Source organism: Neobacillus solisequens (assembly GCF_051233465.1).
Taxonomy (GTDB): domain Bacteria; phylum Bacillota; class Bacilli; order Bacillales; family Cytobacillaceae; genus Neobacillus.
This window is the reverse complement of the sequence record NZ_JBKFGJ010000009.1, coordinates 249,406-266,832: the sequence shown is the minus strand read 5'-3', so window position 1 is coordinate 266,832 and position 17,427 is coordinate 249,406. Positions and strand designations below refer to the sequence as shown.

23 protein-coding genes and 1 pseudogene are annotated in these 17,427 nt (G+C 40.4%); 6 read left to right on the top strand and 18 right to left on the bottom strand.

Annotated features, from left to right (window positions below):
- Positions 1-207 carry a hypothetical protein gene (locus ACI3K6_RS10595; protein WP_435554793.1) on the bottom strand — a complete coding sequence of 69 codons (207 nt, stop codon included), beginning with the start codon at positions 205-207 and terminating at the stop codon, positions 1-3.
- A 78-nt stretch (positions 208-285) separates the two neighbouring features.
- On the bottom strand, positions 286-1,023 hold the full coding sequence (locus ACI3K6_RS10590) for a peptidylprolyl isomerase (protein ID WP_435554792.1): 738 nt from the start codon (positions 1,021-1,023) through the stop codon (positions 286-288).
- Between the two features lie 102 nt (positions 1,024-1,125).
- Here ACI3K6_RS10590 and kapB point away from each other — a divergent pair, with 102 nt between their 5' ends.
- Positions 1,126-1,509, top strand: coding sequence for a kinase-associated lipoprotein KapB (gene kapB / locus ACI3K6_RS10585; protein WP_435554791.1), 384 nt, complete (start codon positions 1,126-1,128; stop codon positions 1,507-1,509).
- 36 nt (positions 1,510-1,545) lie between these two features.
- Here the strand turns inward: kapB and kapD are convergent, their stop codons facing one another.
- The 11 genes from kapD to ACI3K6_RS10530 all read right to left on the bottom strand — a co-directional run bounded on the left by kapD (position 1,546) and on the right by ACI3K6_RS10530 (position 9,594).
- Positions 1,546-2,169, bottom strand: coding sequence for a 3'-5' exonuclease KapD (gene kapD, locus ACI3K6_RS10580; protein WP_435554790.1), 624 nt, complete (start codon positions 2,167-2,169; stop codon positions 1,546-1,548).
- A gap of 161 nt (positions 2,170-2,330) precedes the next feature.
- Entirely contained in the window at positions 2,331-2,714 is a 384-nt protein-coding gene (locus ACI3K6_RS10575; protein WP_435554789.1) for a hotdog fold thioesterase, read from the bottom strand.
- Between the two features lie 125 nt (positions 2,715-2,839).
- Positions 2,840-3,055 (bottom strand): hypothetical protein, encoded by a 216-nt coding sequence (locus ACI3K6_RS10570; protein WP_435554788.1) that lies wholly within the window; start codon positions 3,053-3,055, stop codon positions 2,840-2,842.
- A 382-nt stretch (positions 3,056-3,437) separates the two neighbouring features.
- On the bottom strand, positions 3,438-4,943 hold the full coding sequence (locus ACI3K6_RS10565; protein ID WP_435554787.1) for a leucyl aminopeptidase: 1,506 nt from the start codon (positions 4,941-4,943) through the stop codon (positions 3,438-3,440).
- Between the two features lie 218 nt (positions 4,944-5,161).
- Positions 5,162-5,767: a 3D domain-containing protein gene (locus ACI3K6_RS10560; RefSeq protein WP_435554786.1), complete on the bottom strand. Its 606-nt coding sequence runs from the start codon at positions 5,765-5,767 to the stop codon at positions 5,162-5,164.
- Between the two features lie 116 nt (positions 5,768-5,883).
- Positions 5,884-6,207 carry a YuiB family protein gene (locus tag ACI3K6_RS10555; RefSeq protein ID WP_435554785.1) on the bottom strand — a complete coding sequence of 108 codons (324 nt, stop codon included), beginning with the start codon at positions 6,205-6,207 and terminating at the stop codon, positions 5,884-5,886.
- A gap of 116 nt (positions 6,208-6,323) precedes the next feature.
- Entirely contained in the window at positions 6,324-6,449 is a 126-nt protein-coding gene (locus ACI3K6_RS10550; RefSeq protein ID WP_335477881.1) for a YuiA family protein, read from the bottom strand.
- A 154-nt stretch (positions 6,450-6,603) separates the two neighbouring features.
- Complete coding sequence (locus tag ACI3K6_RS10545; RefSeq protein WP_435554784.1) at positions 6,604-7,095, bottom strand: NUDIX hydrolase; 492 nt, start codon at positions 7,093-7,095, stop codon at positions 6,604-6,606.
- 75 nt (positions 7,096-7,170) lie between these two features.
- Entirely contained in the window at positions 7,171-8,004 is an 834-nt protein-coding gene (locus ACI3K6_RS10540) for an HAD family hydrolase (protein WP_435554783.1), read from the bottom strand.
- A 47-nt stretch (positions 8,005-8,051) separates the two neighbouring features.
- Positions 8,052-8,222, bottom strand: a complete 171-nt coding sequence (locus tag ACI3K6_RS10535; protein WP_335477886.1) for a hypothetical protein — start codon at positions 8,220-8,222, stop codon at positions 8,052-8,054.
- Positions 8,223-8,376: 154 nt separating this feature from the next.
- Complete coding sequence (locus tag ACI3K6_RS10530) at positions 8,377-9,594, bottom strand: NAD(P)/FAD-dependent oxidoreductase (RefSeq protein ID WP_435554782.1); 1,218 nt, start codon at positions 9,592-9,594, stop codon at positions 8,377-8,379.
- Between the two features lie 433 nt (positions 9,595-10,027).
- Between ACI3K6_RS10530 and ACI3K6_RS10525 the strand changes: the two genes are divergently transcribed.
- Entirely contained in the window at positions 10,028-11,026 is a 999-nt protein-coding gene (locus tag ACI3K6_RS10525) for an NAD(P)/FAD-dependent oxidoreductase (protein WP_435554781.1), read from the top strand.
- Positions 11,027-11,061: 35 nt separating this feature from the next.
- Here ACI3K6_RS10525 and ACI3K6_RS10520 read toward each other — a convergent pair whose 3' ends face one another.
- Both ACI3K6_RS10520 and ACI3K6_RS10515 read right to left on the bottom strand, forming a co-directional pair.
- The gene (locus tag ACI3K6_RS10520) at positions 11,062-11,427 is read right to left on the bottom strand and encodes a HesB/IscA family protein (RefSeq protein WP_435554780.1); all 366 of its coding nucleotides are present in this window, start codon (positions 11,425-11,427) and stop codon (positions 11,062-11,064) included.
- A gap of 122 nt (positions 11,428-11,549) precedes the next feature.
- Positions 11,550-11,789 carry a YuzB family protein gene (locus ACI3K6_RS10515; RefSeq protein WP_335386966.1) on the bottom strand — a complete coding sequence of 80 codons (240 nt, stop codon included), beginning with the start codon at positions 11,787-11,789 and terminating at the stop codon, positions 11,550-11,552.
- Positions 11,790-12,037: 248 nt separating this feature from the next.
- Here ACI3K6_RS10515 and ACI3K6_RS10510 point away from each other — a divergent pair, with 248 nt between their 5' ends.
- On the top strand, positions 12,038-13,105 hold the full coding sequence (locus ACI3K6_RS10510; RefSeq protein ID WP_335477895.1) for an NAD(P)/FAD-dependent oxidoreductase: 1,068 nt from the start codon (positions 12,038-12,040) through the stop codon (positions 13,103-13,105).
- Positions 13,106-13,148: 43 nt separating this feature from the next.
- Here ACI3K6_RS10510 and ACI3K6_RS10505 read toward each other — a convergent pair whose 3' ends face one another.
- Entirely contained in the window at positions 13,149-13,646 is a 498-nt protein-coding gene (locus ACI3K6_RS10505) for a phosphatidylglycerophosphatase A family protein (protein ID WP_435554779.1), read from the bottom strand.
- A gap of 137 nt (positions 13,647-13,783) precedes the next feature.
- Between ACI3K6_RS10505 and yutH the strand changes: the two genes are divergently transcribed.
- Together yutH and ACI3K6_RS10495 are read left to right on the top strand one after the other, a co-directional pair.
- Positions 13,784-14,791, top strand: coding sequence for a spore coat putative kinase YutH (gene yutH / locus ACI3K6_RS10500; RefSeq protein ID WP_435554778.1), 1,008 nt, complete (start codon positions 13,784-13,786; stop codon positions 14,789-14,791).
- Between the two features lie 44 nt (positions 14,792-14,835).
- Positions 14,836-15,825, top strand: coding sequence for a 2-hydroxyacid dehydrogenase (locus tag ACI3K6_RS10495; RefSeq protein WP_435554777.1), 990 nt, complete (start codon positions 14,836-14,838; stop codon positions 15,823-15,825).
- 71 nt (positions 15,826-15,896) lie between these two features.
- On the opposite strand, the pseudogene ACI3K6_RS10490 reads toward ACI3K6_RS10495, so the two are convergent.
- A pseudogene (locus tag ACI3K6_RS10490) lies at positions 15,897-16,118 on the bottom strand (NifU family protein); the annotation flags it as partial.
- A 162-nt stretch (positions 16,119-16,280) separates the two neighbouring features.
- Between ACI3K6_RS10490 and ACI3K6_RS10485 the strand changes: the two are divergent.
- A complete protein-coding gene (locus tag ACI3K6_RS10485) occupies positions 16,281-16,622 on the top strand; it encodes a YuzD family protein (protein ID WP_435554776.1) in 342 nt (113 codons plus the stop codon).
- Between the two features lie 13 nt (positions 16,623-16,635).
- Here the strand turns inward: ACI3K6_RS10485 and ACI3K6_RS10480 are convergent, their stop codons facing one another.
- On the bottom strand, positions 16,636-17,400 hold the full coding sequence (locus ACI3K6_RS10480) for a TIGR01457 family HAD-type hydrolase (protein ID WP_435554775.1): 765 nt from the start codon (positions 17,398-17,400) through the stop codon (positions 16,636-16,638).
- Positions 17,401-17,427: the final 27 nt, after the last annotated feature.

The window sequence follows — 17,427 nt, the reverse complement described above, 5'->3', positions numbered from 1 at the left end:
TTAACTGTTCTTTGGAGTGGTTTGGTTTTTCAATTTTTCTTCTAATTCTTTTGCCTTCTGGGCTTCCCGTTTGGAGATTTTAATAATCAACCTCATGGTGAGTGCCGCTGCAATCATAAATATAATCAAACTAATTGCTGCCGGAATATATTCTGATTTATCTTCGGGAAAGTACAAAAACAATGATAAGACCGTTGGTTGAAACATTTTATTCTCCCTTTCCTCTTTGAGAACATACTCTACTCATTATAGCAGTAAAAATGTTTCACACCAATTGATTCGCCTTTACTTTAGGACTTTGATTTTATTAATTTTAACATCCTTTTCCGGCTTGTCCTTTGGGTCAACAGGAGTATTGGCAATCTTATCCACAACATCCATTCCCTCAATTACTTGGCCAAAAACGGTATGACGACCATCAAGCCAAGGAGTTCCTCCATTTTCATATGCATCGACAGCTTCTTTGGGATATCCTGCCTTTTCCATTTGTGACTTCATGGAAGGATCAAGCTTGGTGCTTTGTACGATAAAAAACTGGCTGCCATTTGTATTGGATCCGGAATTTGCCATGGATAACGCACCACGGATGTTAAATAAATTCCGGGAAAATTCATCCTCAAATGGCTTGCCCCAAATGCTTTCACCACCAGTACCATTACCATTAGGGTCTCCCCCTTGAATCATGAAATCCTTAATTACCCTGTGAAAAATCAACCCGTCATAATAGCCTTCCTCGCTATGCTTTACAAAGTTTTCCACAGCTTTTGGGGCATATTCTGGGAATAACTTAATTTTAATCGCTCCCATTGTCGTGTCCATTTCCACTAATCTCTCATTATCAGCTACCTCTGTTGACAGTTGTGGATACACAGTATTCGCCACTTGACCTTCTCCTTCCTTTTGCTCCGTTTTTGTCTGAGTGTCTTTCTTTTTCGCTGCATCCTGCTTCGTGCTTGTCCCACATCCACCAAGCAAAAATAAAATGGATACCATGGTAAAAATCGTCAGCAAACTCTTTCTCATATATTCTAACCTCCATTTTTTCTGTTTATTTGCATCCTGTTTTAAATTTATTATTTTTCGTTATAAAATGAAAGGAAGAAATATAAAGGTAGGAGTGTTTTTGTGGAAGAATTACAAATTGGCTCAATTGTGACAGGCATTTATAAAACCGGTAAATATATTGGAGAAATAACGGAGGTTCGTCCTCAGCATTATTTAATGCGCGCTCTCGCAGTTGCTAAGCACCCGATGCAGGGGGATCTACACAATCCAAAGGACGCCGATGTATTGATTTTTCACGAAAGAAAAGCTCTTAGCTTCAGAGAGCAGGCAAATATTCCGAAACAAATGGTGAAACCGTTCGATGGGGAAGTTCCGGACTATGTACAGTCCTTAAAAGAGGCTGTGGATAAAATGAAGCAAGAATTGCAAGAAACGGGTACAAAATGGGCTGAACTAAGCCTAGAAACCATAGGAAACCTTGAGAAGGATTATTTCAAGGAATAATAATAAAGGCCAAATCCGTTTAAGTGATTTGGCCTTTTATGCAAATTCATTTAACAGCTTTGAAAAATCAATTCGGTCACCTATGGTGGTTGGTTTCGGCTTTTCTAAATATCGTTTATCCTTTTCCACCAGTTTGAATATATTGTAGGTAGTCATCGCATCGTCGAGCGCACGGTGATGCCGGCCTGTCCCTTCCTTCCCATATTCCTGTACCGCTTTCCAAAGGCCGGTTTGATTTTGGTCCCCAAAGAACCGCTTATATTCCATCGAAAGATCAAGCTCATTGGCTTGAAGTGGAAATGGAATTCCTGCTGCATAACAATTTTGGCGCAACACTTTCATATCCATGTTCCCCCACGTTACAATGGTGGTATCCCATTTATTTTTATTAAATTCCTCCAGTTTACGGATAAAATCATAAAAAGAAAGTCCCGTGTCAACCTGCTGCTGTGAAATATGTAAGAATGACTTGCAGCGCTCTGATAATTTTGGGAATTTTAGCGGAGTGACAAAAGATGAAAATTGCTCAGTAATTTGTTCATCGACCACAGCTACAGTACCTACCTCAATAATTTCCGGATAGAATTCTTTCATCCGAATATTTCTTTCTGGCATCGTAAATTCAAAATCGATAAACAGATGCTGCCGTTTTGCTGCCATTTACTTTTCACCACCTTTTCCTTTAAATATCCTTACTCCATTATATTGAGAAACCTGTACAAAAATTGTGCTTATTTCTTACATTATAGCATGAATTGAAAATAAATTTTTTAAATTTTTTAACAATACAAGGATGGGAAATTTGCCCATCCTCACCATTATTATTGCTCCTTTTTAATAACCGCCATTGTACACCTAGACACGCAAATGAGGCGGTCTTGTTCGTCAGTAATTTTAATATCCCAAACCTGAGTCGTTTTCCCTTTATGGAGAACAGTACCTGTCGCCGTTACCACACCTTCTGATTTTGGACGAACATGGTTTGCATTAATTTCAAGACCTGCTACGATCTCGGTAGATTTGTCACACAGTTCATAAGCTCCCAGGCTTGCCACAGTTTCAGCTAAGGCTACTGATGCCCCGCCATGGAGAATTCCGTACGGCTGCCTAGTCCGTTCATCCACTGGCATGGTTGCTAAGACTTTTCCAGCTTCCATATGCGTTATTTCAATTTTCAAAGCTTCTAAGAGGGTATTCGGAATCATTTTTCAACCTCCGTAATTTTATATTTAAATAAAGATGGACCTTTCTTAATCCTATTCTTTGTTAAGCCTTCATTTTCCTTTTTTATCAAAAGAAAAAACAGCCCGGGGAGCTGTTTTTTCTTCAATTAATAATATGGTACTCCGCCGCCGAAACCTGGATAGCCAAAGCCCGGATAACCAAAACCACCATAGAATGGGCGTGCCGCAAAGGATGCTCCTAAACCGCCACCAATTAATCCGCCTAGAAAGCTCAATCCCCCAATAGCCAATGGCCATCCCCATAAACCACCAATAAATCGTTGATCTTGTACCGGATATGGACTCCGATAGTATGGGTACATAAGGCAAAACCTCCTTTTCATATCTGCCTATACTACTTCATATGCGAAAAGGATGGGTTTGGAGTGGGCAAATCGAAAAGTGGAGGCGCCTTTCCCAGGGGCGACAGGCATAAGACGAGCCGGCGAGAAGATTGCACTTTAACCTTCTTGGCGGATTGGCTTATGACCCCGAGCCCCTAGGCGCTGGAACTAGACAAATCGAAAAGCGGAAGCGCCCGGTTAGCGACGTATGGCCTGGAGCCTCTCCAACTGAGATAAAGGAAACACGCAGAGCGACAGCGATTCGATGTTGACTTATCGTAGGGCGGAGAGCGAAGGACACTAGTCTCTGGGCGCTGGAGCTAGACAAACGAAAAGCGGAAGCGCCCGGTTAGACTCATGTTTATTTTTCAATCGGCTCGAATCGTTCTACAAAGAGCGCAAGGGTACGGGTCATGACACCGGTAGCGCCTGCCGGACCAAGATCATACTCTTTAGTTGACGTTGCAGTGCCAGCAATATCCAAGTGCACCCAAGGGGTTTCCTCTGCAAATTCACCAATAAACGCCCCTGCCACAATGGCATGCCCTTCACTGCCCGGTGAATTGTTTAAGTCGGCAACTTTACTGTTGCGCACTCGTTCTTTCTCACTTTCAAACAGTGGCAATTGCCACATTTGTTCTCCGGCCTCCATCGCTGCTTCCAATACTTGCTCATAAAGCGGTTCATGATTGGTCATAGCACCAGTGGTATTGACACCTAGAGCAGTAATCACACCACCAGTTAACGTCGCCACGTCAACGATATAATTAGCTCCATGATGCTTAGCATACGTAACAGCATCTGCTAGGACAAGACGTCCTTCGGCATCAGTATTTAACACTTCAATGGTTTTACCGTTCATGGACGTGATGACATCATCTGGTTTGAACGCATTGCCGCTAATCATATTATCTGTCGATGGAATTACAGCAACGACGTTCTGTTCTGGTCTAATCTCACCGAGGATTTCCATAGCACCTAAAACAGCTGCAGCACCGCCCATGTCAGTTTTCATGCCAACAATACCGGCTTTTGTTTTAATGGAATAACCACCGGTGTCAAAGGTAATTCCTTTGCCAACAAGTCCGATGACATCCTTCCATTCGTCTTTACCTTGGTATTTCAATACAATCATTTTAGGTGGTTCTGCTGATCCCTGGTTCACCGCAAGAAACGCACCCATACCAAGCTTTTCAATCTCAGCTTTATCCAAAATTTCCAACTCGAAATTGTACTTGGCTGCCAGTTCTGTAGCATAGTTAGCCATATCCGTGGCGGTTAACATATTGCCTGGAGTGTTCACTAAGGTTCTTGCTGAATTGGTGCCTTTTCCGAAGGCATAACCGATAGAAAGGGATGCTTCAACCTCTTCGGCAGCTGCCTGACTATAAACAGTCAAGGTCTCAAGACGTTTCTCCGGCTCATTGGATTTTTGGCGGTAGCCTTCGAATTGATAGGTAGCTAAGGCGAAGGCTTCGCTTAATGCATAGGCTGCGTCCGAAGCGTCATGCTTTTCAGATAGGAATGTATCTAAATAAATTGCTGTTTCTTCTTGTTTGTTATTCTTTAGTTCTTTAAATAGCTTTCCAAAAGCCTGGCGCAACTTATCAAAGGTGAATTCTTTTTCTTTACCGAGGCCAATAATCCAAATTCGTTTAGGTCCAATTTTTCCTAGGGTATGTACTTTACTGATAGATTTTAATTTGGCTGATATGTCACCTGATTTCACAAGCTTTGTCAGCTGGCCTTCAAACGCTTGATCAAGAGACGCCAAATTTCCCGAAAACTTTTCTGGCTTTTCAAAAAGACCAATCACCAGGCCCTGATGTTCAGCAGTTAGCTCTAAGTCCTGTTTTAACTGAAACATGTTTGTTTCCACCTCCAATAGATATCGAATTAATTATATCTCAAAAAGGGAATTTATTTCGAGTAACTAATAAGTTTATTTTATTTGCTATTTTTCGCTGTTTTTCAGATGTCACTTTCGCGAAAGTTCCCTTATTTATTGGCGACTCCTTTCTTGTTTCTCTTTTCTCATCGCTCGCCAAGATTTGCCCAATAAAAAAAACAGGCACCCCGGCCTGTTTATCTTTTTTCTGAGTTTATAAACTGCTGGCGGAAGACCTGCAGGGATTTGTCTTCATTTAAGGCTTGCAGCTGGGCCTCAGTCAGCTTCCCATTGCCCATTTGTACTACGTAGACATCCAGTGTTTTTTTGCCCCATTCACGATAGACATCCTCTACGGTTTCAAAATAAAGGTCAAGGCGGTTGCCCTTGATTGCACCACCTTTATCCGCAACAACGCCATATCCGTATTCGGGAATAAACAAAATCGTTCCAATTGGGTAGACCGCCAAATCAGCTGCGATGGTAGAGAATAAATCTCGCTTTACTTTTACACCTGAATAAGTAATGCCGTATTCAGGGTGCCCTTGGCTTTTACCGGTTGATTCAGCACCCGCTGTATAGCCTGTGGCGGTGACATTATGTTTCGGATACTTGGACCAATCAAGATCTTCTAACGAGCTCACTTTCCCAGTCACAGATTCTGTTGTTGAAATTTCGTTTTTTACCTTAGAAAGAACGGAAAAGGCACTGACACCAGAAATCGATTGGAACGTCGCAATGAGGGCCATGATAAACAGAATAGTCATGGCGATGCGTTTCGTCCAATTTCTTGTTTTATTCATTATATTTTTTCACTCCTCCAGAAATATTCATTCCCAAGATTTAAGGAATTATTCAAAAAAGGAGTTGTAAAAATATTAAAACCACCTAAAAATAAAAACCCTCAAAAAATGAGGGCTTAAAACATTTGATATCCATTTCTACGAAGCATTTTAATCGTAATTCCGGCTGCAATGGCACCTGCCAGTCCACTTGTTAAAATCAGGATATCAGCAGTTGCCAAGGAGGCCAGTCTTTGTCCCAAACTATGAAAAGCAGCACTGCTATCCGTAAAATATTCGACAAATCGGACCTTATCTATGATTAAGATGGCTATGATTGGATAAATAATCGCCATAATCCACGACATTCTCAGGAGCATATTTAAAATAAAACCGATTCCAAAAAACAAAACAAAGAATAATAGGATCGATATAATTAGCACTACAATGCTCATTTGCATGGTAATTCCCCCTTTGCATCAACTTTTAGTGTACTAAACCGCTGCAAAGAGAGTCAATAAAATAAGCACAAAAAAATAGCCCTTCGAAAAAAATCGAAGAAGCGATTGGATCTGCATTATTCTTTTCTCTTGCCTGTTCCCCCACAGCAGGCACAAGTTTCTGTGCCGCCAAGGACTAGCTGAAAATACCCGTTCCCCGCACAATAATCACACGATTTCAAATCGAGGCTCTTTACAGTCATCCGATCATCTCCTTAAAATATTAACTTAATATTCTGATAATATATCAAGGATAGCCAAAAAGCAAAGAGCGAAATACGGTCAAAATAGGTGAAGAAAACGGATACATGTAAAGTTTTCTTTCATTTACGAAGTGATCCTTAAATTTTCTAAAAATTACAAAAATAATTTATATGCCGTATAACCAAACTGGTCACCAGGATTCATTCCGTCTATTCCCGGTTTGAACATATTATCATTTTGTTCAATGAGATACTTTAATAAAATCGAAGCATCTGTCTCCAGCAGCAGCTCCTCCGGAGAAATAAACCTTGCTTCATACAGCTCATTCTCTTGGTGAACAATCTTTCCTTCCCCCATTGGCTCTAAGAGGAACACAATCATATTATCACTAATTTCACCTTTTATGACGCCCGTCCTTAATCCGAGCATTCCCTTGACCGTGCATTCTATTCCCGTTTCTTCCTTTACCTCGCGGAGTACTGCTTGATCTGCCGTTTCACCGGCATCAACAAAGCCGGCCGGCAAGGACCATTGCCCCTTTAATCCTCCATACCGCTTTTTCACAACAAGCCAGCGTCCGTCTTGGGATATTACTAAACCGGAAACACCGAGCCATACTTTTCCGCGCTTTTCTTTCCCGCTCATATTAGCCCTCCCTCCTATTCTTCTATCCTTATCATAACAAAAAAGAGGGTGTCCTATATGATCCTAATCTTCCCGTTAGTCCACTTTTTTTAGCAGATCAACAAGGCCTTCAATATTCTTAACTATATAATCGGTATGAGTTTTATCCCCGATTTCGTGAGCATCGATCAGAATGGTTTTACAACCTAATTTTTTTGCAGGAATGATTTCATTGATAGCATTATCACCGATACTGAGAATATTTGAAAACTTCACATGATAATGGTCACGGATTTTTATAAAATACTCCTCAGTCATGACCGGCTTCTGTCCTTCAAAAATCATATAGTCAAAAAAATTCTTGAATCCCAGCTTTTCTACTATCACCACACTATCTTTTTGAGGCGAATTTGTATAAAGCACCAGTTTTTTCGTTTTTGACAGTCTTTGGAGTTCTTCTTTATATCCTTTAATTTCTAACATCTGAAACTTGGCAGACATCATAAATTCTCTTGTTTCCAGAAAAGATTGATGAGCCTGTTCACTCGTTAGGCCATAATGTCTGGCAATCGAAACAGGGATCCACCAATAATCCCCCACATTAAGAAGAGAATGCAGATTAAATTCCAATTCATTGTGATAAAGTTCTCTTATTTTCTCTTCGGACAGTTCTTTTCCTGCCCAAGTGAGAGCTTGAAGCACTTTTCCATCTTTTTGGATTAGTATGATATCTTGTTCAGCATCATACACGGTACCAACTTTTAACGGATGCTTATTGTCTTTCACTATTTGATAATCCCTATAAAAGGAATTCCTATTTGACGGGGCTAACTTTTCGCAAAGGCGGTCGGCATAATAATCAAAATGATGAGTATCTCCATATAAAGTCCCGTCCAGGTCGAAAACGATGACTTCGATTTCCTTCAACATAAAAAGACCAACCCCTTTGGAATGTATGACAGATTTGGGCTAGGAACTCAGGAGGGATTCCTGTCGTTTTCACTCTGATTGGGTTGAAATTTTACCGAGTCTTCGATTGGAACGGATTCCAGTCCATAACCAGTAGAACTGATTTCCAATACCTGTTCATTTTCTTTGGCCTTTGATGTTGAAGTTGTCTGATGCAAGGAATCATATTCTTTTTCCATTTTACTTGACCTCCCTCTGTTGTTAGTTTTTCTAAAATAGTATTTGCAATAAACACAAATTCATTTCTGGTCAAAATATCTGCAAAATAAAAAACTGACTCAAAAGAGTCGTCCATCAACGACTTTTTGAGTCAGCCTCATTTATTATAAATAATTAAAAGAAATTAAATTTACCTTTTTTCAATACAAGTCCAGCGCCGCCAATCATAAATAGTGAGCGGTTATCGATGACTTTTTTCATGAAAGAGGCTTTTGCACCGGTTACCTTTTTGCCAAATACTACGCCGATGGCATCATCTTCACCAAGTGAGCAAACCGTACCTTTGTTATCAAAATGGAATGGTTCAAGATCGGTTTTATTACGAACAAGCGCTGCAAGATTCTTAGCCACATTCTCACCCTGCTGCATGGAAATTTGGGCAGTTGGTGGATATGGACGGTTGATTTCTTCGTTAATAACCAATGAACAGTCCCCGATGATAAAGACATCGTCATGACCTGAAACACGAAGGTCAGGCTGTACCTTAACACGACCTCTCATAGCTTCGAAACCTGATTTTTCAATGATGGAATTTCCGCGAACACCTGCAGCCCATACTACAGTACCAGCTTTAATTTCGCGTGGTTCATCTTCACCTTTGGCAACAAAGATTCCTTCAGGAGTTGCTTCTTTAATGGCCGTTCCAATTAAGAATTCTACACCTTTGCGCTCTAAAGTTTGTACGGCATAGTTTACTAATTCCGGATCAAAACCTGGAAGAACAGTTGGTGCAGCTTCTACACAAATGATTTTGACTTTGTGAAGGTCTACATCATATTCAGCACATAATTCAGGAATACGGTTCGTTAATTCACCAAGGAATTCAATTCCGGTAAATCCAGCACCGCCAACTACAATCGTTAAACGAGTTTCATCTTTTTCTTCTTCCATGTTGTACGTAGCAAATTGATACTCAATATGTTCACGTAACTGACGAGAGGAATTGACGTTGGTAATACCGAAAGCATATTCTTTCAAACCTTTAATACCAAATGTTTCAGGTTCACCGCCTAGGGAAATAACTAAATAGTCATAATCCACTTCGCCGCTTTCTAAAATGACTTTTTTCTCATCTTTATTGATTTCCAGAATAGTACCTTGAACAAAATCCACTTTGCTGCGATCAATAACATCGCGAATATCATAACGAACCTTGTCATGATGTAAGGTACCTGCAGATGCCTCATGCAGCCATGTCGTCTCATAGTGATAATCATTTTTATTGATCAACACTATATCTGCTTCATTTACACCAAGATGCTTTTGTAATCGCACTGTTGTCATTAATCCGCCATATCCTGCACCCAGAATAACAATTTTTGGCTTTCTCACCGTAATCTTCCACCTTTTTGATTTTTTTATAATCCTGTCAATTGACGCTTTTACCTAATTTTCCACTGCTTTATGAAAATTATTTTTGTAAATAAGAATAAGTATGTGATATATTTCACGAACATGAACATAGTAAAAGAGTGAATGACAAGTATGAACTTTATTTTTAAGAAAACATTATTTTGTAGAAAATGTTCTCTTTTTCACAAGACACAATATCGTACTTTATTTGTCACAAAAATTTAACAATCTATTCTCACTACATCATATGCTACTTTTAAGAGAAATTCAAGACATTTAGTCCATTTTATTAACAAAAATATAGGAGAAACCCGCTTTGTTTCTGTCAGAATATTCTACCTAAACATGTGAAGGATTTTCCATTTTATGATATTATAGGGAAAGGGGTTTCTAACATATGGGGGGATCATACGTGCAGGAAGATCAAAAGGTTAATGATATAACTATTATCGGCGGCGGTCCTGTTGGTTTATTTACTGCCTTTTACGGTGGGATGAGACAAGCGTCAGTGAAAATCATTGAAAGTTTGCCACAATTGGGCGGTCAATTATCAGCCCTATATCCTGAGAAATTTATTTACGATGTTGCTGGGTTTCCAAAAGTCCGGGCCCAGGAACTGGTCAATAATTTAAAGAAACAAATGGCCAAATTCCAACCAACTGTTGCGTTAGAGCAATCTGTTGAAAAGTTAGAAAAGCAGGAAGACGGTCTCTTCAAACTAACCACCAATAAAGAAGTTCATCTTTCAAAGACGGTCATTATTACTGCGGGAAATGGTGCCTTCCAGCCTCGTCGTCTGGAGCTAGAAAGCGCTGCTCAATATGAACGGAAAAATATTTACTATTTTATCGATGATCTACATCAATTCTCCGGCCAAAAAGTCGTTGTCTTTGGCGGTGGAGATTCAGCAGTTGACTGGGCCTTAATGCTTGAACCGATTGCGGAAAAGGTGACAATTGTGCACCGCCGCGATAAATTCCGGGCCCATGAGCATAGTGTCGAAAACTTGATGAATTCCAAAGTGGATGTAAAAACCCCCTATGTACCTGCTGAATTAATTGGGGATGAAGCAGGAATTAAACAAGTGGTCATAAGTAGTGTTAACGAAAATCAAAAAGTGGCCATAGATGTTGATGCTGTCATTTGTAATTACGGCTTCGTTTCTTCATTAGGCCCTATAAAAGAATGGGGTTTGAACATTGAGAAAAACTCCATTGTCGTAAACTCCAAAATGGAAACCAATATTCCGGGAATCTATGCAGCCGGAGATATTTGCACGTATGAGGGAAAAGTAAAATTAATCGCCTGCGGCTTCGGTGAAGCTCCAACAGCGGTAAACAACGCCAAAGCATTCATGGATCCAAAGGCGAAAATTCAACCATTACACAGCTCTTCCATGTTTGATAAATAAAGTCGAAAGGCGCCCAAAAATGGACGCCTTTTTTATTAACATTCTTCAGGTGTTCCTGTTTCAGTAGCTGTTCGGAAAGAAGAACCGCAGCCACATGAGGCGATGGCATTCGGGTTATCGATGGTGAACCCGCCGCCCATCATGGATTGTTTATAGTCAATTTTCGTCCCTTGTAAAATCGCGGCACTCTCTTTATCAACAAGAATCTTAACCCCAAACTGTTCAAATTGCTGGTCATCTTCGTTCACATCATGTTCGAAGCCCATGCCGTAGGACAGTCCGCTGCAGCCGCCTCCTTTTACGCCGACACGTAAAAAAGCGCCCTCTTCTTCATTGTGCTTCATCATATCTTTGATCTGCAATGACGCAGCTTCCGTCAAAATAACGATATCTTTACTCATGATCTTCCCTCCTTCAAAAATGGAGCTATATGTATAGTATATACAGTGCCTTTATCGTTCTCAACTAATTAGAACCCATTTTTCGGCATTAAAATAAGGGAGCCTTGTCAACTCCCCATCTATTAAAACATTGGATTTTCCTCTAAATATTGATATATGTTATCAACAAGTTCATCAGGAGTCTTGCCGGTTACGACCTCTCCATTTACTAGAGCGTAAAGGGTTGTGGCGCATTTTCCGCAATACCCGAGGCATCCATATTCAATAATATCCAAATTTGGATCTTTTTCTAATTTTTCCAGCGCTTTTTGAGCACCATTCGCTAGGTTGCTGATACAAAATTCGATAATCGGCTGAATCATGTTTTCACCTCTTTACTACCTCATAATCCTACTTCATTTAACTAAAACCGTCAATTAACATGATTATGAAAATGTGTCAAGTTTCACTATATAAAAGTTGTTATTTCGACACATTTTAGATATACTCGAAGATGACAATAGGCGAAAAAAGTAATACTCATTTGAATGTCAGCATTTTGCCTTTGAGTGCTATTTAAAACAAAAATATAAAAAGCTTATACGGAAATGAAAAAAGGGGAATGTAAAAAATGAAAAACCTAGTGATTCTTGGAGGCGGTTACGGGGGAATGAAAATTCTCAGTGAGTTGCTGCCAAACGACCTACCTGAGGATGTGAAGATAACTTTAGTTGACCGGGTACCGTATCATTGCTTAAAAACAGAGTATTATGCATTGGCTGCGGGAACGATTTCAGACACTGATGTTCGAGTGGCTTTCCCAGAGCATCCACAATTAACGGTGAAATATGGAGAGATATTAGGCATTGATTTATCTACTAAACTTGTAAAGTTAAAGGATAATGAACCAATCTCATACGATGATTTAATTATCGGACTTGGCTGCGAGGATAAATATCATGGAGTTCCAGGTGCTGAACAGTTTACCTACAGTATTCAGTCAATAGAAAAATCACGCAGTACCTATTCCGCTTTAAATAATCTGCCGCCTGGATCAGTTGTTGGGATTGTAGGAGCTGGACTTAGCGGCGTGGAACTGGCAAGTGAGTTAAGTGAAAGCCGCGATGACATTCATATTAAATTATTTGACCGCGGGAAACACATTCTTTCCGCCTTCCCTGATCGATTAAGCAAGTATGTGGAAAAATGGTTTGTCGAGCATAATGTTGAAATTATTAATAATGCCAATATCACTAAGGTTGAGGAAAACCTGCTGTACAATCATGATCAGGCGATTCCTTGTGACGTGATTGTTTGGACAGCCGGTATCCAAGCAAATAAAATTGTTCGAGAATTAGAGGGAGAAAAAGATTCTTCAGGCAGAATGGTCATTACACCTAGACATCATTTACCGAATGATGAGCACGTATTTATTCTGGGTGACTGTGCAAGCTTGCCACACGCCCCAAGTGCTCAACTAGCAGAAGGTCAAGGTGTGCAAATCGTCGAAGTGCTAAAGGCGCGCTGGAAAGGCGAAGAGCCGCCAGAATCATTCCCACAAATCAAATTAAAAGGCATCCTCGGATCACTAGGAAAAAAACACGGCTTTGGCCTAATGGCAGACCGCCCAATTACTGGCCGTGTCGCTCGTTTAATAAAGTCGGGGATACTTTGGATGTACAAATTCCATAACGGTTGATAAAAAAGAAGCATTCCGCCCAAACGGAATGCTTCTTTTTCATTTATTCTACATTAGCTGCCCTGTGCGCCAAACGGCTCGATGCCGCAGCAGCAATCGCTCCCACGATATCATCCAGGAAGGTGTGGCATTTTCCCGTAGATTTATCATTTAAGTATGCCAGAATCCCCGGCTTTAATTTATCAATATATCCATAGTTGGTAAAGCCGATCGAACCGTAGACGTTTACGATGGAAAAGGCAAGAATTTCGTCCACCCCATACAATCCTTCATCAGTGCCAATAATCGATTGCAGCGGTTCTTCCAGCATGCCTTTTTCCGCTAACACATCTAGCTGAATGCCGGTTAGAATCGCGTTTTGGACCTCCCGCTTGGAAAGTACCTTTTCCACATTGGCTATACAATCACTTATTTGCAAATTTTTATGATATTTTTCTTGTAAAAAGAAAACTAAATCGGCAATATCTGAAACTTCCACGCCTCTTTCTTTGAGCCATCTCCGAGCTGTTTCCTCCACTTTATCTGTTTTATTGTCTGCCATCCCTTATATCACCTTTTCTAATAGATATTTTTCTATATATTAGCTATGATATGCAATTTTCTCCATAACAATCAAATAAAATGTCTTTTTTAACCATATATATGACTTAGAAGCAGATCCAATAAGGGGTGAAATTTATGCTGCAGCAAATGCTTGAACACCGCTTTGGCATTAGGGCAGAGGAACAGCTCAAAATAGATCGTTATGACGCTCTTAGAGGCAATGGCTGGCTGTACTTAATCTCGAATCCGGGCAATCGGGAGGAGGAGGATATCTCAGAGCTTGAAAAAATAACTCAGCACCTACGAAGCAACGGGGATCAACAAGTGCCGTTTATTATGCAAACAAAGGATAGCCAGTTTATTACGACGTGGGAACAGAAAAAGTATTGTGTATTGGCACAGCGTCCGTTAGAGCAGAGGCGGCGTCAGATGAAATTGGGGCGCAAATTGGCAAAACTTCATGAGCGCGGTAGGAATGTGCCATTTCAGATTCAACGGTTATCCCGAGTCGGGCAATGGAAATCGTTATGGGAAAAGCGCCTGGACCAAATGGAAAAAGTCTGGAATGGATTGCTTTTTCAAACACCCGAGGATGAGTTTGAGCAGCAATTTATCGAATCATTTCCCTACTATATGGGCTTAACAGAAAATGCCATTCAATATTTGGTTGATTCGGAGATTGATGATACGCCGACAGAAACTGACGGGGGTACCGTTTGCCATGAACGGTTCACGAATAAAACATGGAGTGGCCACTATATCATTAAAAATCCGTTTGATTGGGTATTTGATCATCGCAGCCGTGATTTGGCGGAGTGGACAAGAGAACGGTATTTTCGCAACATCCAAACCTATGATGTAGAGGTAAAGCAATTTTTTGATGAATACCAAAGCATTTCACCTTTGTCTCCATTTTCATGGCGTCTATTATATTCCCGGTTGATTTTTCCGCTGCACTATTTTGAGTGTATTGAAAATTATTATATTACCCGCTCCGAGCAGGAGAAAAAATACTTGGAGGAGCAATTAAATAAAATATTAAAGCAGTCTTCTGATTACGAGCGGTTCCTTGCCAGATTTTTTCAAATAACTGGTGCACCGATAAACAGACTCAATCTCCCGTTGCTGGAATGGCTTTATTAATATGCTAAAATATAAGCAAATGTGTGGGAAAGGATCTGTATTGCATGAGGCCATATATTTTTATCACTAGAAGAATTCCAGAGACGATCATTCAAAGCCTTAAGGAAAAATTTGATGTTAATATGTGGAAGTATGAGGACATTCCTGTTCCCAGAGAAATTTTAATAGCAGAGGCCAAGAAGGCAGATGCACTGCTTACCATGTTAACCGAGAGTATTGATGAGACCATTCTAACGGCCGGAAGGAACTTAAAAGTTATTGCTAATAATGCCGTTGGCTATGACAATGTGGATGTAGCAACCGCCACAAGAAAAAAAATTGCTGTTTGTAATACTCCGGATGTCTTAACCGATACCACTGCAGATTTGACGTTTGCTCTATTGATGGCAACTTCACGTCGGGTTGTTGAAGCAGCAGAGTTCGTGAAGCAAGGAAAGTGGCAAAGCTGGAGTCCATTCCTGTTGGCAGGTCAGGATGTACATCATAAAACCATTGGAATTGTCGGTATGGGGAAAATCGGTGAGGCTGTTGCGAAACGTGCCTCTGGTTTCGAAATGCAGATTTTATATCATAACCGTACGAAGAAGCCAAAGGTGGAACAGCAGCTTGGTGCTGTCTATACTACCTTTGATGAGTTGATTGAAAAAGCGGACTTTATTGTTTGTCTCACCCCATTAACATCGGAAACAAGGCATTTATTTAACCGGTCCGTGTTTAAAAAAATGAAACCGACAGCGATTTTTATTAATGCTTCGAGAGGTCCTGTTGTCGATGAGCAAGCGTTATTCGAAGCTCTGACCGCTGGGGACATTGCCGGAGCTGGCTTGGATGTTTTTGAAAAAGAACCGATTAGTGCCGATCATCCATTGCTTCGCTTGCCAAACATTGTGGCTTTACCGCATATTGGCAGTGCTACCCAAGAGACTCGTCAAGCTATGCTGCAGCTGTGTGCGGATAATATTGAAGCCATTTTAGAAGGAAAACAACCGAAAACGCTCGTGAATAAAGACTGGATTCCCTTAGTTCGGGCCTGAATCCACAGTCTTTGGCCCCTAAACGAAAAAAGCGATTGCTCTTATTTTAGCAATCGCTTTTGCTTTTTCAATTAAAATACTTGTTCCACTTCTACAACACCAGGTACTTCTTCAAGAAGCGCTCTTTCAATACCTGCTTTTAATGTGATCGTTGAGCTTGGGCAAGAACCGCAAGCCCCCAAAAGGCGAAGCTTTACAATACCTTCCTCTACATCAACTAATTCACAATCTCCGCCGTCGCGAAGAAGAAATGGACGTAATTTATCTAATACATCTTGAACTTGTTCAAATATTTTGTCTTCCAAACTAATCGCTCCTTTCCTATAAAATATTATACTGTCATCGGCTTTAAAAATCCATTCTCAGTAATTGCTAAAACACACATTTTAGAACGTTTTCTTCGTTATTAGCTTAATAATATTGTAAAATAAAAGAAAAACGTTGGGAATGATTTGATGGAATTTACAGAAGTTGAAGTCGTTCTTTATGGTGCAGAGCAGCTATGCCCAAGCTGTGTCAATCTGCCCTCTTCAAAGGAAACCTATGAATGGCTCCATGCGGCCATTGCCAGGAAATTCCTGGAACAACCTTTTACGATTATGTATGTTGATATTGAACACCCGCCACATGACCCGAAAAAAAATGAATTTGCCAGACGGGTTATGGAGGAGGATATGTTTTATCCGGTTGTTGTCATTAATGATAAAGTAGTTGGTGAGGGCAATCCTCGACTGAAAACTATTTTTGCAGAGTTAGAAAAATACGGATATAAAGCTGAAAAAGAGGATGGAATCTAACCCATCCTCTTTCTTACGGCTCCCACTGATCTAATGAATCAATCACGTAGGTTGGTTTGCGGTCATACCCTGAAAGCATTTCTTTTGTGGTCACTCCGGTGTGCACCAGTAAAGTATCCATTCCAGCTCTCATTCCAGCCATTATATCAGTATCATAATAATCTCCAACCATCATGGTTTCTTCTTTGTTTGTACCAATTACTTTTAAAGCCTGTTCCATGATGATGGTTTCAGGCTTACCAATAAAAGTGGGCTTTGTTTGAGTCGAAACCGCCACTACGGAGGTAAATGAGCCATTGCCTGGCAAGAAACCTCGTTCTGTTGGAATAGCAATGTCACTATTGGTAGAAATAAAGGTCGCTCCGTTGCGAACGGCTAAGCAGGCAATCGCTAATTTTTCATAGTTGATTTCATGGTCAATTCCCATGACAACCACCTCTGCCTGTTCCTCTGCAAATGTAAAACCTTTTTCGGCAATAGCATTTCGCAGTCCTTCTTCTCCAATCACATAAACGCTGGCATCTTTTTTGAAGTCGTAAATATAATTAGCCGTTGCCATACTCGAAGTAAAGATATGATGGGGTGTAGCAGGAATATCAAAGCTTTCCAATTTTTCCGCAACCTGCTCGGGCGTTCTTGAAGAATTATTGGTCACAAATAAGTAAGGTATGTCTTGCTCCTTCAGTTTTTTGACAAAATCAGAAGCCGCTTCGATTCGTTCTGTCCCGCGGTACATTGTGCCGTCTAAGTCGATTAAATAACCTTTGTATTTTTTCATGATGATCACTCCTAAAATAAGAAAAGA